This window comes from Streptomyces sp. NPDC048171 (assembly GCF_043202655.1).
GTDB lineage: Bacteria > Actinomycetota > Actinomycetes > Streptomycetales > Streptomycetaceae > Streptomyces.
The window spans coordinates 29,341-43,507 of sequence record NZ_JBIDAU010000008.1; the positions used below are offsets into that span (position 1 = coordinate 29,341).

Annotated in this window: 11 protein-coding genes and 1 pseudogene; 8 read left to right on the plus strand and 4 right to left on the minus strand. The window is 75.4% G+C overall.

Annotated elements, in window-relative coordinates:
• Nucleotides 1-40 precede the first annotated feature (40 nt).
• Nucleotides 41-550: a DUF5709 domain-containing protein gene (locus tag ACGF3J_RS22655; protein WP_393854546.1), complete on the plus strand. Its 510-nt coding sequence runs from the start codon at nt 41-43 to the stop codon at nt 548-550.
• Between the two features lie 34 nt (nt 551-584).
• Here ACGF3J_RS22655 and ACGF3J_RS22660 read toward each other — a convergent pair whose 3' ends face one another.
• Nucleotides 585-806 carry a hypothetical protein gene (locus ACGF3J_RS22660; RefSeq protein WP_161326741.1) on the minus strand — a complete coding sequence of 74 codons (222 nt, stop codon included), beginning with the start codon at nt 804-806 and terminating at the stop codon, nt 585-587.
• 207 nt (nt 807-1,013) lie between these two features.
• On the opposite strand from ACGF3J_RS22660, the pseudogene ACGF3J_RS22665 reads away from it, so the two are divergent.
• Nucleotides 1,014-2,171, plus strand: a pseudogene (locus tag ACGF3J_RS22665) (MMPL family transporter); the annotation flags it as partial.
• Between the two features lie 141 nt (nt 2,172-2,312).
• Entirely contained in the window at nt 2,313-3,278 is a 966-nt protein-coding gene (locus ACGF3J_RS22670) for an MMPL family transporter (protein ID WP_392013378.1), read from the plus strand.
• Here the strand turns inward: ACGF3J_RS22670 and ACGF3J_RS22675 are convergent.
• Both ACGF3J_RS22675 and ACGF3J_RS22680 read right to left on the minus strand, forming a co-directional pair.
• Nucleotides 3,250-4,353, minus strand: coding sequence for a PP2C family protein-serine/threonine phosphatase (locus tag ACGF3J_RS22675; protein ID WP_393854854.1), 1,104 nt, complete (start codon nt 4,351-4,353; stop codon nt 3,250-3,252). The genes ACGF3J_RS22670 and ACGF3J_RS22675 overlap by 29 nt on opposite strands.
• Before the next feature lie 75 nt (nt 4,354-4,428).
• Nucleotides 4,429-5,643, minus strand: a complete 1,215-nt coding sequence (locus ACGF3J_RS22680; RefSeq protein WP_393854547.1) for a glycoside hydrolase family 64 protein — start codon at nt 5,641-5,643, stop codon at nt 4,429-4,431.
• Between the two features lie 317 nt (nt 5,644-5,960).
• Here ACGF3J_RS22680 and ACGF3J_RS22685 point away from each other — a divergent pair, with 317 nt between their 5' ends.
• Together ACGF3J_RS22685 and ACGF3J_RS22690 are read left to right on the plus strand one after the other, a co-directional pair.
• The gene (locus ACGF3J_RS22685; protein ID WP_393854548.1) at nt 5,961-6,860 is read left to right on the plus strand and encodes a GNAT family N-acetyltransferase; all 900 of its coding nucleotides are present in this window, start codon (nt 5,961-5,963) and stop codon (nt 6,858-6,860) included.
• Entirely contained in the window at nt 6,857-7,249 is a 393-nt protein-coding gene (locus ACGF3J_RS22690; RefSeq protein ID WP_393854549.1) for a hypothetical protein, read from the plus strand. The genes ACGF3J_RS22685 and ACGF3J_RS22690 overlap by 4 nt, the downstream gene beginning before the upstream one ends.
• Before the next feature lie 6 nt (nt 7,250-7,255).
• Here ACGF3J_RS22690 and ACGF3J_RS22695 read toward each other — a convergent pair whose 3' ends face one another.
• Nucleotides 7,256-8,143, minus strand: a complete 888-nt coding sequence (locus ACGF3J_RS22695; RefSeq protein ID WP_393854550.1) for a Gfo/Idh/MocA family protein — start codon at nt 8,141-8,143, stop codon at nt 7,256-7,258.
• Nucleotides 8,144-8,559: 416 nt separating this feature from the next.
• Between ACGF3J_RS22695 and ACGF3J_RS22700 the strand changes: the two genes are divergently transcribed.
• The 3 genes from ACGF3J_RS22700 (at nt 8,560) to ACGF3J_RS22710 (ending at nt 13,782) form a co-directional block, all read left to right on the plus strand.
• Entirely contained in the window at nt 8,560-9,477 is a 918-nt protein-coding gene (locus ACGF3J_RS22700; RefSeq protein ID WP_393854551.1) for an alpha/beta hydrolase family protein, read from the plus strand.
• A 194-nt stretch (nt 9,478-9,671) separates the two neighbouring features.
• Nucleotides 9,672-12,401, plus strand: a complete 2,730-nt coding sequence (locus tag ACGF3J_RS22705) for a LuxR C-terminal-related transcriptional regulator (protein ID WP_393854552.1) — start codon at nt 9,672-9,674, stop codon at nt 12,399-12,401.
• A gap of 118 nt (nt 12,402-12,519) precedes the next feature.
• Complete coding sequence (locus tag ACGF3J_RS22710; protein ID WP_393854553.1) at nt 12,520-13,782, plus strand: PucR family transcriptional regulator; 1,263 nt, start codon at nt 12,520-12,522, stop codon at nt 13,780-13,782.
• Nucleotides 13,783-14,167: the final 385 nt, after the last annotated feature.

Below are 14,167 nucleotides of genomic sequence, written 5' to 3' on the forward strand. Positions count from 1 at the left end.
GGCAACGAGACGTCCGACGCAGCGCGAGAGGGAGGCAGCGATGGGCACCGACCCCATGGCCGACGACGCCTACCAGCCCACCGGAACCAACGAGGAGCAGGCCGACGCCGCGCCCCTCGACCTCCAGGACGCCGTCGACGAGCGGACCTACGACGACACGCTCGACGAGGGCTACTCCCCGCCGGAGAAGCCCCTCGGAGTGAACCGGCACGGCACCACGGCCGCCGAGCAGCACGACGGCGAGAGCCTCGACGAGCGGCTCGCCGAGGAGGTGCCCGACGTCGCGGTGCCGGACGGCGACGGCGTGGGCGACCAACCCGGCGGCGAGGGGGAACCGGTCGACCCGGAGGCGGGCACGGAACGCTCGGGGCGCCTGGTCGCCCCCGACGAGGGCGTACGCGGCGACACCACCAAGGAGACGGTCGCCGAGGACGTGGGCATCGACGGCGGGGCCGCCGGCGCCGAGGAGGCCGCCATGCACGTCGTACCGGACGAGCCGGAGCCCGCCGGCCCCGAGGACGACGGGACGGTCCCCGGCATGACGGGCTGACCCGCCGGGGCCGGGCGAACCCGGGCCCGCAGGGTCAGGGCAGCAGCTTGTCGAGGGCCGCGGGGCCCTCGTCGGCCAGCTTCCGCCTGGCCCATTCCAGGTTCTTGGGCGTGACGTCCCGGCCGGCCGCCAGGACGAGGTCCTCCGGGGACACCTCCGTGCCGGTGCGCGCGTGGAGCAGGTCGTCCGGGGTGGCGCGGTCGTCGCCGCCACGGGCTTCGGACGGTCGGGAGGCGTCGGGCTGTGAAGTCGACATATCGGTGCTCCTCGGATCCGGATCGCTGCTTCGGTGCCGTGCTGTTGTCGGTCCCGAATATCCCGATAACACCATTCAATGCGGATTCCGCCCGCGCATCCGGAGTGCCGGACGGTCCGACGTGCCGCCGAGGGAGCCCCGGCGTGTAATGGAGGGCACGCGACATCGGACCGATCGAACCTGTCGCCCGGCAGAAGGACCACGGCCATGGCACGAAGGCGCACCGGCGCCGCGGGACGGGGGAGAGGCGGCGGGGGAGGGCTGCGGCGCTGGGGCGAGTGGTGCGCCCGGCACGGAGTGATCGTCGTCGTCGCCTGGCTGGCCGCACTGGTCGCGCTGACCCTGACGAACCGCTCCTTCGGCGGCGACTACGCCGACGACTTCAACCTGCCCTCCTCCCAGTCCCAGCAAGGCCTGGACGTCCTGGAGCGGCACGATCCGGCGGCCGGCGGCTACAGCAGCCAGATCGTCGTGCACGACGACAAGGCGCTGACCTCGTTCGGCTCCCAGATGTCCACCACGGTGAGCGATCTGGGGAAGCTCCCGCACGTCCTGTCCGCCCAGAACCCGCTCACCGCACCCCCGCAGTCCGGTTCCTCCCAGCAGAACGTGGGCCCCGTCTCGACGGACGGCCGCACCGGATACATCACCGTCCGATTCGACATCCAGCCCGCCCAGCTGGGCGACGGCTACCTCGACGGCGTGGACGACGCCGTCGCCCCGCTGCGCTCGGCGGGCGCCGAGGTCGAGTACGGCGGATCGCTCGGCGAGCTGGCCCGTCCGGCGGCCGACGACCGGGTGAGTGAACTCATCGGCTTCGGCGTCGCCGTCGTCGTCCTGCTGATCGGCTTCGGCAGCGTGATCGCCGCGGTCGCGCCCCTGGTCACCGCGCTGATCGGGGTGGTCGGCGGGCTGGCCTGCCTCGGCCTGCTCGCGGCGGCGTTCACCTTCGCCACCGTGTCCCCGACCCTGGCGACCATGATCGGCCTGGGTGTCGGCATCGACTACGCCCTGTTCCTGATCACCCGGCACCGGCAGAACCTCATGGACGGCGCCGACCCGGTGCGGGCGGCCGGTCACGCCACCGGCACCAGCGGCCGGGCGGTCCTCGTCTCCGGCTGCACGGTGATCGTCGCGCTCCTCGGCCTGTACGCGTCCGGGGTGTCCTTCATCGGCAAGCTCGGCATCGCCGCCGCGGTGACCGTCGTCTCGGCCGTCCTCGGCGCCCTCACCCTGGTGCCCGCCCTGCTCGGGCTCGTCGGCCGGCACATCGACCGGCTGCGGGTACGCCGCCCGGTCGCCGAGACCGACGCCGAGCCCGGCACCGAACCCCACGGCACCTGGCACCGCTACGCACGGCGGGTGGAGCGGCGGCCCTGGCGCTTCCTGGCCGCGGGCGTGGCGGCCCTCGTCGTGCTGGCCGTCCCCGTGTTCTCCCTCCAGCTCGGCCACATCGACGACGGCGCCGACCCCACGTCCTTCACCGACCGGCGGGCCTACGACCTGATGTCCGACGCCTTCGGGCCCGGCTCCAACGGCCCGCTCACCGTCGTCGTCGACCAGAGCGGCGTGCCCCAGTCGCAGCGCTCGGACCTGTCCTCGCAGGTCACCAAGAGCCTCGACGGCGTCTCGGGCACGGCCGCGGTGACACCGGTGACTCCCACCCAGGACGGCGACGTGCTGCTCGCCACGGTGTACCCGAAGGAGGACCCGCAGAGCGCCGCCACCACCGACCTGGCCAACCGGCTGGTCGACAGCACCCTGCCCGGCGCCGTCGCCGGCACGGACGCCGAGGGCTACGTCACCGGGGCCACCGCCTCCCAGGTGGATTTCCGGGACATCGTCGCCGAACGCCTGCCGCTGATCATCGGCGTCGTGGTCGCGCTCGCCTTCCTGATCATCCTGGCGGTCTTCCGCGGCCCGCTGGTCGCCCTCAAGGCCGCCGTCCTCAACGTGCTGTCGATCGCCGCCTCCTACGGCGTGGTGGTGGCCGTCTTCCAGTGGGGGTGGGGCGGACCCGCGCTCGGGGTCTCCGGCACCGTGCCCATCGAGAGCTACGTCCCGATGATGATGTTCGCGATCATCTTCGGACTCAGCATGGACTACGAGATCTTCCTGCTCTCCCGGGTCCACGAGGCCTGGCTGCGCACCGGGAACGCGAAGGACTCGGTGGCCCACGCCCTGGAGATCACCGCGCGGGTCATCACCTGCGCGGCGCTGATCATGGTGAGCGTGTTCGCCGCGTTCATCATCAGCGACAACATCGTGGTCAAGATGCTCGGCCTCGGCCTCGCCGTGAGTGTGCTCATCGACGCCACGATCGTCCGCCTGCTCCTGGTGCCCGCCGTGATGACGCTGCTCGGACGGCACGCCTGGTGGACGCCCCGGTGGCTCGACCGGATCCTCCCGCACATCGACGCGGAGGGCGAGCACGAAGGAGGCGTCAGCCCCGGGCGGGCGGCGCGGGGGTGAGGACGAGCATCGTCACGTCGTCCTGCACGTCCGGGCAGAACCGCAGGAGGTCGGCCCAGACCAGCCCGGGGAGCGCGGACGGATCGGCGCCCGCGAGCGCGGCCAGCCGTTCGGCCAGCGGATAGAAGGCGCCGCCGTCGCCGCGGGCCTCGACCACGCCGTCGGAGGCCAGGAAGAGACGGTCACCGTGGCGCAGCGGCACCGTGCACACCTCGATGGCTCCCGCGTCCGCAAGTCCGAGCCCGAGCGGCGTCCACGGGGCCACCTCCAGCTCCGTGGCCCGCCCGTCCCGCAGCAGCAGCGGCGGCGGGTTGCCGCAGACCACGACGCGCACCTCCAGGCCGTCCGCGGAGAACTCCAGCAGCGCGGCCGTCGCGAACAGCTCCGCGTGCCGCGCGTCCGCCGAGTCCACCAGCAGCCTGCGGTCCATCCGCCCCGCCACCGACGCGAGGTCCGGCCGGTCCAGCACCGCCTCCCGGAACGCGCCCAGCAGCGAGGCGACCGTCGACACCGCCGACAGCCCGTGCCCCTGTACGTCCCCCGTCACCACCCGTACGCCGAACGGGCCGTCCCGCACGTCGAAGAAGTCGCCCCCGACCAGCGTCCCGCGCTGCGCCGCCCGGTACAGCCCGGCGCAGCGCACCGCCCCCACCCGTTCGGGCAGCGGGGGCACCACCGCCCGCTGTGCGGCCTCGGCGACCGCGCGCTCCAGCCCCAGCTGGGCGTCGCGCCGGCTGCGCACGAAGGACACGAACACGCTCAGCACCGCGACGAAGACGACGGTCAGCAGGTCGGCGTCGCCCGGCCGGTCGAGCTGGAACACCGGCACGGTCAGCAGCGTGATCACGGCGCCGCACAGCGCGGCCGTCGCCAGCGGACCGTACGACAGCACGGCCAGCGGCGGGATGGCGCCCAGCAGGAAACCGATGTCCAGACGGTCGTCACTGAGCAGCGTCGCCAGGCAGATCAGCAGGATGAGGGCCGGCGGCAGCAGCCGCACCCAGCGGGGCGGCGGGGCCCCGCTGAGCCAGCTCCGCCGGTCCTCACCGGGGTGCAGCGGCGGGCCGGACACCATTCGCACACCACCACGCTCCTACGCCGCCCCGCCGCCCGCACGCCGAACCGCGCCGGCCGCGCCCGCGGCGCGCGGCTAGAACGCGGTCAGCGTGAGCCGGAAGCCGGTCGGCGCCGTGTCCTGGATGTACGAGGCGAAGTCGGCCACGTCGTCGAAGGCGAAGCCGTACGCCCTGCCGTCCTCGGTGGCCGCGTGCACCGCCCTGGAGTAGTGGTTGGTCAGGCCGGTCCCGTAGAACGTCGCCGGGTCGGTCGTGGGCTGCTCGGCGGAGGACACCAGCGTGGAGCGGTTGAAACCGGCGCCGAGGACCGCGGCGACGGGGCCGGTCGTGCCGTCGTTGGGCGCGGCGAGGGCACCGTCGCAGAACAGCACGTCCCGGGTGGACGGCCTGGCGAAGGACACCTGGGCGGGACCGTCGAAGGTCAGCCGCCCGCCGCGCACCCGGCCGGTGAAGGTGCCCGCGTTGGTGGTGATCCGCAGGTCCTTGCCGGTGTAGGTGCTCCAGACCTCGTCGATGTACGGGGCGAGGTAGTCCTTCGCGAACAGACCGGCGTCCAGCCCGTGCCCCGGGGCGATCACCCGGGTGTCGTCCACGACGAGCGGCGCGAACTCCTCCACCCGGCGCAGCGCGTCGAACACCGCCGCCCGGCCGCCCGGCCGCACGGTCCCGGTGGTCTGGTCCTTGGCGCCGGTCAGCCGGATGGCGAGCGGCACGCTGAACATGTCGACCATCGTGGTGTTGCAGAACATGCCGGAGGAGTTGTAGGTGAATTCGGCGCAGTCGTGCAGCACGCCGTGGTTGGGGTCGGACTCCACCCAGCCCGCCGGGTACTGCAGGGCGGGGTTTCCGGCGCCGTCCGCGACCACCTTGAACTTCAGCTTCTCGCCGAGGGACACGTAGATCCGCCCGGAGAGGTACGGCAGGTTCAGCTTCGTCTCACCGCTGCCGGCGAGGCCGATGGCGTAGTCGGTGTATCCGTCGGCGCCGTTGTCCGACAGCGCCACCGGGGCGACGGTCCCGTCGGGGGTGACGCGCACCTGGCGGCCGTCCAGGTTGCCGACGATGTAGACGTGGACGTCCGCGTTGCGGAAGGTGCCGGTGCTGTTGACGATCGTCAGCGGCAGGGCACCGGCGGCCTTGGCCGCGGGGGAGTCCGCGGCGTCGTCCGAGCCGACGCCGGCGAGGGCGTGCGGGGCGACGGCCGCCGCGACGGGCGCGGCCACGACGGCTCCGCCGAGGGCGACGAGCAGCTTGCGACGGGCGAGCGGACGCTGGTGACGAGCAGTCATGTGGGGGGTCTCCAGGGTGATCGGGACATGACGGCGTGGGAGTGGGGATCCGGCAGGGCTCCTGAGAGCGCTCTCACGCGGTGCGCCGATGGTACGCACGGGGGACGGGCCGGCCAACCGGCTCCGTGTGCCCCCAAGTGCGTTGCGCCTGATGGGACTTGGTGGCCCGGTCGCCGGGGAGGAACGCTTAACCGGTGCTTAAGGCCCGCTTAATCCCGCCTCGAAATCCGATGGCCCCTCGCGGACGGCTCCCGTACCGTACGGCCGACGCGAGACCGTCCGGGTCACGCGAGCGCCCGTCGCACCCCGGAGGTTCCGTGACCGAGCCGGTCATCCGCACGCTCGACGAGAGCGACGTCGCCCTTTTCGACGCCATGCCCGACCCGCTGGGCGCCCGTGAGGGCCACCGGCTCACCCGGCACCGCCCCGACTGGAAGCGGGTCGCTGTGCGCGACGGCACCGTGGTCGCCCGCGCCGCCTGGTGGGGCGGGCCCGACGACACCGAACCCGTCAACGTCAACTGGTTCGACGTGGCCGAGGGCGAGGAGGACGCGGGAGCCGAACTCCTGCGCACCGCCCCCTGGCAGGTCGAACTCGAACTGAACGCGCCCGGCAGCTGGCGCGAGGACCCCGCCCGGCGGGCCGCCGTCGAGGCCCGCCTCACCGCGGCCGAGGCGGCCGGTTACGCCCCCCTGGCCGAACGCTTCCTGTACCGGTGGACCCCGGAGTGCGGGCTCCCCGCCCGCCCCGGACGCCTGGAGTTCCGGCCCGAACCGGACGACGCGGTGTTCCTCGACGCGCTGCGCCGCATCCACTCCGCCACGCTCGACGCCCACGCGCTGAGTGAGATCGAGGAGCACGGCCTCGACCGGGCCGCCCAGGCCGAGCTGGACTTCTTCCACTGGTGCCCCTCGCCGCGCGCGTGGTGGCAAGTGGCGTACACGGCCAAGGGCGAGCTCGCGGGCATCCACATCCCCGCGCACAATCCGTCCGGCCCGTGCGTCGCCTTCATCGGCGTCCTGCCGGAGCACCGCGGCCGGGGGTACGCCTACGACCTGCTCGTCGAGTGCACCCACGTCCTCGTCGAGCGGGGCGCGGAGTTCGTGTCCGCCGCGACGGACCGGGGGAACCACCCGATGGCCGCCAACTTCGCCAAGGCCGGCTACCCCGTGGTGCGCGAGCGGATCAACTTCCGACCGCCGGTGGCGGGCCGGTGATCGCCGGAGTGCGTGGCGGAGACGGTGCGGGGTTCGACGGCGAGACCTGGCAGGTGCGCTCCCGCGACTCCGGTGAGGGGGCGGCGGGCGCCCTGGTCGGGGAGATCCTGATCGACGACGCCGACTTCCCCTGGCTGTCGGGACGGTTCCGGCCCGGACCGGCCCACGCCGCGGTCCAGGACCTGTTCGCCCGCGAACTCGCCCTCGTGGAACGGGACGACGCGGGCCACCGGGCGGAGTGGGAAGAGGTCTGCGCCGAGATCGAACGGCGCGTGCGGCTGCTCTCGCCGGACGGCCCGGTCGCCGAGTTCCTGCTGCACATCGAGGGCGACCGGGCGTGGTTCCGGTGGAGCGACGAACCGTTCGAACGGGCGGGCGACGACGGCTGAGCCGGGTCACCGGCGGTCGGTCAGCAGGGCCTCCGCGTCGGCGAGGATCTCCGTGACCCGCAGCCCGAACGCCGCGTCGCACGGCGACGGCCGCCCACCGCCCGCCGCTGCGAGCAGCGCGTCCGCGGCCCGCCGCAGCGCGGGCACCGGCCCCTCCACCGCCTCCGGCAGAAGCGTCACACCGGCCCGCCCGCGCAGTTCCACCGTCGCCCCGGCCGCGGCGGGCGGCGCCGTCAGGCTGAGCGTGAGGGTGCTCGACGCCCCGCCGGAGTGGTCCAGGACCAGATGGACCGTGTCCCCGGGACCCGGCACCGCCGCCGACACGCGCCGGACGTCCCCGAGGACCGGCAGCAGCACGGACAGGGCGTGCGGACCCACGTCCCACAGGGCGCCCTTATCCCGGCGCCACGGCGAGTGCGCGAAGGGACTGTCGTCGCCGCCGAAGACGGAGCCGAGCCACTGCGCCCGCGCGGTGAACCAGCCCTCCTCCTCGGCCTGTTCGGCGATCCACGTCTCGGTCTCGGGCTGGAACCGGGTGGTGAAGAAGACGACCGAGGCCACGCCCGCCGCACGCACCGCCTCCACCACCACCCGCCCCTGCGCCACCGTCGGCGCGAGCGGCTTGTCGAGCAGGAGATGGCGCCCGGCCCGTGCCGCGCGCACGGCCAGCTCGGCCTGCACGCCCGGGGGCAGCGCCACGGCGACGGCCTCCACGTCGGCGAGCAGGGTGTCGACGTCGTCGTAGGCGCGGGTGCCGTGCCGCTCCGCCAGCTCCTTGGCGGCGTCCGGACGCCGCCCCCACACCCCGACGAAGTCCAGGCCGTCGTGCCCGCCCAGGGCCGGGGCGTGTGCCATGGCGGCCCAGGGGCCGGTGCCGAGCAGTCCGATGCGCATGCCGTCGCCTCTCCACGGTGCCGGACCCGCTCGGGGGCCCGCCGACGTTCCACATGACGACCGGGGTGTCACAGCCCGGCCGACGCCGAGCGTGTCACACCGGGCAGGCCCGCGGACAGCGTGCCGACCCGAGCCCGGCGCGGGGCCGCCGCGGGCCCCCGGCGGCCCCGGCCCGCCCCACCGCGTCGCCCTCACGCCGGCCGCGGGTGGCCCTCGGGTCGCCCGCCGATCGCCCCTCGCGTCGCACGAGACCGGTGATTCTGCCGATCCCTCTCGCCGCACCGCCCCTCGACAGTGGCACCGCCAGCTCATCGGCGACGCCCACCGGCGGATGTCCCGGGACGCGACCCCACGTGTACCGGAACGTGTGCGACCACCGGCCGGGCCGCTCGCCACGACAGAGAGGACCACCCCTCGTGCAGCAGAACCCCCACACCCACGCCGCGCCCCGGTCCCGGAGCACCCGGCGGCGGCTCGCCGGACTCGCGGCGGCCGTGACCGCCGTCCTCGCGCTCGGCACCCTCACCGGGCCCGGCGCCCAGGCCGCCGACAACCCCTACGAGCGCGGCCCGGCCCCCACCGTGTCCAGCATCGAGGCACTGCGCGGGCCCTACTCCGTGGCGGACACCAGCGTCTCCTCGCTCTCGGTCACCGGCTTCGGCGGCGGCACCATCTACTACCCGACCAGCACCAGTGACGGCACGTTCGGCGCCGTCGTGATCTCGCCGGGCTTCACCGCGTACCAGTCCTCCATCTCCTGGCTCGGCGCGCGGCTGGCCTCGCAGGGCTTCGTCGTCTTCACCATCGACACCAACACCACCCTCGACCAGCCCGACTCCCGCGGCCGGCAACTGCTCGCCGCCCTGGACTACCTGACCGGACGCAGCTCCGTGCGCGGCCGGATCGACAGCAGCCGGCTCGGCGTCATGGGCCACTCGATGGGCGGCGGCGGCAGCCTGGAGGCCGCCAAGTCCCGGCCGTCGCTGCAGGCGGCGATCCCGCTCACCCCCTGGAACACCGACAAGAGCTGGCCCGAGGTCAGCACACCCACGCTGATCTTCGGCGCCGACGGCGACACGGTCGCCCCGGTGTCCTCGCACGCCGAACCGTTCTACTCCGGCCTGCCGTCCGGGACGGACCGCGCCTACCTGGAGCTGAACAACGCCACGCACTTCTCGCCGAACACGTCGAACACGACGATCGCGAAGTACAGCATTTCCTGGCTCAAGCGGTTCATCGACAACGACACCCGCTACGAGCAGTTCCTGTGCCCGCTGCCCCGCCCGAGCCTGACCATCGAGGAGTACCGGGGCAACTGCCCGCACGGTTCCTGACGGTCCGTCCGGTACCGGCCGGCGGTGGTCGCGGGGACGTCGCGGCCGCCGCCGGTTCGCTGTGCCGGGGCACGGCCCCGGCCCCGGCCGGCTGGGCGCCGGCACACCGGTGCAGGTGGCAGGGCCGATGAGCCGTCCGGCGACTGCGGACCGATGCCTTCCGCACCAGGTTACGCGCGCGTAACCTCCCGGGGATGACCGGAGAGACGACCGTTCGTACGGCCGTGCGGATCCACGGCCGGAGCGCACAACAGGACGCGGTGCGCGCGCTGTTGGACGGGCTGCCCGCCCGGGGCGGCCACCTCGTGGTGACCGGAGAACCCGGACTGGGCCGGACCACCCTGCTCCAGTGGGCCGCCCGTTCCTTCCGGGCCGGCCCCGTACTGCGCCTCGGACCCGGACCGGACGCTCCCGCCACCGCCGAGCACCTGCTCGACACCCTGAGGGAGGTGCCCGGCCCCGCCCCGGTGCTCGTCTGCGCGGACGACGCCCACCTGTGGGACACCCCGGCCCGGATCGCGCTGAGCCGCGCGACGCAGCGCCTGCGACCCGCCGGCCCGACCGGAGTCCTCCTCGCCGTCGCCGGACACCGGGCCGCCGATCCGGACTTCGCCCACCTGCCCGCCGTCCGCCTGGACCCGCTGAGCCCGCCGGTGGCCGCCGACCTGCTCGACGACCTGACCGACGGCGCCGTGGCGCCGGCCGTCCGCGAGCGGCTCCTGGCCGAGGCCGAGGGCAACCCGGCCCTGCTGCACGCCCTGGTCCGCCGGCTGTCACCCGCCGAACTGCGCGGGCACCTGCCCCTGCCCGGCCCCCTGGCCGACGCGGCGACCCTCGCCGAGGTGGCGGGCGATGCGCCGGCCGGCCCCTGCGGCGACGCGCGGGACCTGCTGCTGACGGTGGCGGCCGCCGTGCGCGCCGCGGACGGGCCGGACGCCGACGCCGGGCTGGTCCTCGACGCCGTGCGCCGCCTGCGCCCGGAGCCCGGGCCGGGCCCCCGTCCGGCACCGCTGCCCGAGCAACTCGCCCTGGCCGGCGACCGGCTGCGCTTCCACGGCGCGCTGGTCCGCCGCGCGGTCCTCGCCACCGCCGCGCCGGACCGGCGCCGCGCCGCGCACCGCGCGCTGGCCGACGTACTGGAGCCGGGCGGCGACCTGCTCCCGGCGCTGCTGCACCGGTCCTGGTCAGTGGCCGGACCGGCGCCCGCACCCCGGCTGGCGGACCGGTTGGCGGCGGCGGCCGACGGCACGGTGTCCGCGCCGTACGGGCTGCGCGCGACGGCGTACGCCCGTGCCGCCGAGCTGACGGTCGACGCGGCCACGCGCGCCGAGCGGTACACGGCCGCGGCCGAGCAGGCCCTGCTCGCCGGCCGCCCCGAGCGGGCCCGCCCGCTGCTCACCGCCGCCCGCGACACCGCCGCCCCCGCCGCTGTGCGGGGCCGGGCCGAACTGGTGCGGGGACTGACGGAACTGCGGGACGGCCCCGTCGGCGACGCCCACCAGTCCCTGCTGCTCGCCGCCTCCCTCCTCGCCGCCGACGCCCCCACCGCCGCCGACACCGCCACCCTGGCCGCCGCCGACGCGGCCTGGGCGGCGGGCGACCTGCCGGCGTGCCTGGCGGCACTCGCGCCGGAGCCGCGGAACACGCTCCCCGGCCACCTGAACCCCGCACCCCCGCGCGCCGCGGGACACCTCGCAGCCGCCGTGCGTGAGCACCGCGTCGGTATGCGGGCGATGCTCGAAGGGCGGATCGACCGGGCCGTCGCGCCGCTCGGGCAGGTGGTGGAGCGGGGGAGGACCGACGACCGCCCCGAAGGGCTGCTGCGATCGGCGGCGGCCGCGCTGCTGCTCGGCGACGTGGACGCCGCCCGCCGGGGCGGGGCCCGGGCGCTGGCCGCCGCCCGCCGGCTCGGGTCGGACGCACTGGTGCCGCAGGCGCTGGAGTACCTCGCCTACGCCGAACTCCGCGCCGGGCGGCACCCGCAGGCCCGCACCCACGCGGAGGAGGGACTGCGTACCGCCCTGCGCGCCGGACAGCGCAACACCGCGGCCCACCACCGGGCGATCCTCGCCCTCGCCGCGTCGATCGAGGAGGAGCCGGACGTCGTCGCCCGGCACGTCACCGCCGCGCTGAACACCGCGCGGCGCCACGGGCTGGCCCAGGTGGCCACCCTCGCGGAGTGGGCGACGGCCCGGGCCGACCTCGGCCGGGGACGCCCCTTCGACGCCGCCGACCGGCTCGGCCTCCTCGTCCTGCCGGGACCCGGACGCGGTCACTTCGCGGTGTGGCGGCTCGCGGTCCCGTGCTTCGTGGAGGCCGCCGTCCTCGCCGGACGCCACGAGGAGACCCGCGAGGTGCTCACGGACTTCGCGGGCTGGGCGGCGTTCGGTGCCGACCCGCAGGCAGCCGCCCAACTGGCCCGCTGCCACGCCCTCCTCGCCCCGCCGGACCGCGCGGACGGCCTCTACCGGCACGCCCTCGCCCGGCACGACGAGGCGGGCGGCGACTTCGAACGGGCCCGCACCGCGCTGCTCCACGGCAAGTGGCTGCGGCGCCGCCGCAGACCCCGCGAGGCCCGCGGCCGGCTCGGCGCCGCGCTGGCCGGCTTCGACCGCTGCGGCGCCGGCGTCTGGGCGGCGCAGGCGCGCGGTGAGCTGCGCGCGCTGGGGGCGCTGTCGGACGGCGCGGACACCGGGACACTCACCCGTCTCACGCCCCAGCAACTGCGCATCGCGCGGCACGTCGCCGAGGGCGCCACCAACCGGGAGGTCGCCCTGACCCTGGCGGTCAGCACCCGCACCGTCGACTACCACCTCCGCAAGGTCTTCGCCGCGCTCGGCGTACGCTCCCGCCTGGAGCTGGCCCGCATGGTCGAGCAGGCCGAACAGGCCGAACCCGTCGAAAAGACCGGTGCACGCCCCTAGGGACCGACCGGACGGTATGCCATCCTTCGGGGCAGGACGAGTCAGGGGGCAGGCCCGGCGCGGGCGGGACGGTCCGCCGCGGGGCACCTCCGCGAGCCCTGCCCTGGGGAGGACCGCGATGCAGCACGCCGTACGGTCACGAGCAGCGATCCGCATCGGGCTGACGCCCGTGCCACGCCCGCGGACACCGAGCGTCGCGTCGTTGATGGACGCCGACGCCGTACGCGTCCTGCACCGGGCCGCCCGCGCCCTGCTCGACGACCTGCCCGACCTCACCGACCGGCTGGTGGCCCTGCTGGAGGAGCAGGAACCGGCCTACCGCACGGCCCTCACCAAGGATCCCTCGGCGACCTGGCAGGAGGCCCACCGTTCGCTGCGGCACAGCGTCGCCTCGCTGCTCGACCCGCGCGGCGCGCGGGACGCCGCCCGGCGCTGCTCCTGGCGGATCGGCGCCGCCCGTGCAGAACAGGGCCTCCCGCTGGACGCCCTGCTGCACGCCTTCCGCCTCGGCGGCTCCCTGGTGTGGCAGCGGCTGGTCGAGGAGACGTCCAGGACCGCGCCGGAGGACGTCCGCCTGCTCGTGCACGTGGCCGCCGACGTGTGGAACTTCGTCGACGAGCACTGCACGCTCGTCGCGGACGCCTACCGGCAGACCGAGTGGCAGCTCGGCCGGCGCCGCGAGAACCGGGCCCGGCTGCTGGCGGCCGGCCTGCTCGACGGCACCAGCCGCATCGCCGACCTGCCGGAGGCCGCCCAGGCGCTGGGCCTGCCGGAACAGGGCCGGTACGTCGTGGTCGCGGTCGCCGGAGGACCGACCGTCCGTCCCGACGCGGCCCGCGCCGCCGCCCTGCCGCCGGGCACCCGTGTCCACTGGCACGCGGGGGCGGAGGTCGACTACGGCATCGTCCTGACGGACGCCGCCGACGGGCTCCCCGAACCGCACAGCCCCTTCCCCGGCCTGCGTATCGGAGTCGGCAGCCCGGTCGACGGGCTCGCCGCCGTCGGCGACGCCCGCCGGTTCGCGGACACCGCCCTGGAGATCTGCCCGCCGTCCGGCGGCACGGTGCTGCTGGCCGACGAGCTTCCCGCCGCCCTGGTCGTCTCCAGCCCCGAGCTGGGCCGGGCGCTCGCGGACCGGGTGCTCGGCCCCCTGCTCCGCCTGGAGGCAGCCGACCGCGAGGTGCTGCTCGACACCCTCACCACGTGGCTGGACTGCGACGGTTCGGCCCAGCGGGCCGGCGAACGCCTCTACTGCCACCGCAACACGGTCCTCAACCGCCTCCGCCGCTGCGAACAACTGACCGGCCGCTCCCTGGCCCGCCCGGCCGACGTCGTCGAGATCAGCCTGGCGCTGACGGCACGACAGGTACTCCACGACTGACCCGGGCGAGCCCGGGCCCCGCACGGACGGTGGGCGTGGCGGCGGCGTCGAGCGTCGACCCGCGTCCCACACGCACCGGCACCAACCGTTACCCCGAGGCGGACCCCGCCCGCCGCCGCGCGCGGCGGGCGGGCCGTCGCGCGCCGTGTGGAGCGGCGACCCGCTCCCGCCGCGCGAACGGGTACTCCGTCGCCCCGCGGGGCAGGCCTGCCCCGCTCACCGCCCGGGCGCCCCGACCCGCTCCCGCCCACGGGTGTGCCCAGCCGGCCCCGACCGCAACCGGACTCCCGCCCGCTGCTGTGGTCCCGTGGGTTGCTGGGTTTTCGTCGCGCGGTGGGTCAGGTTGCGGCGGTGCGACCGGGCTCCTGCCCGCTGCTGTGGTCCG

Excerpts from the sequence above, each read along its gene's own strand:
- ACGF3J_RS22655 (WP_393854546.1), top strand. The coding sequence starts at position 41 with ATGGGCACCGACCCCATGGCCGACGACGCCTACCAGCCCACCGGAACC.
- ACGF3J_RS22660 (WP_161326741.1), bottom strand. The coding sequence starts at position 806 with ATGTCGACTTCACAGCCCGACGCCTCCCGACCGTCCGAAGCCCGTGGC.
- ACGF3J_RS22670 (WP_392013378.1), top strand. The coding sequence starts at position 2,313 with ATGTCCGACGCCTTCGGGCCCGGCTCCAACGGCCCGCTCACCGTCGTC.
- ACGF3J_RS22675 (WP_393854854.1), bottom strand. The coding sequence starts at position 4,353 with ATGGTGTCCGGCCCGCCGCTGCACCCCGGTGAGGACCGGCGGAGCTGG.
- ACGF3J_RS22680 (WP_393854547.1), bottom strand. The coding sequence starts at position 5,643 with ATGACTGCTCGTCACCAGCGTCCGCTCGCCCGTCGCAAGCTGCTCGTC.
- ACGF3J_RS22695 (WP_393854550.1), bottom strand. The coding sequence starts at position 8,143 with ATGCGCATCGGACTGCTCGGCACCGGCCCCTGGGCCGCCATGGCACAC.
- ACGF3J_RS22705 (WP_393854552.1), top strand. The coding sequence starts at position 9,672 with ATGACCGGAGAGACGACCGTTCGTACGGCCGTGCGGATCCACGGCCGG.
- ACGF3J_RS22710 (WP_393854553.1), top strand. The coding sequence starts at position 12,520 with ATGCAGCACGCCGTACGGTCACGAGCAGCGATCCGCATCGGGCTGACG.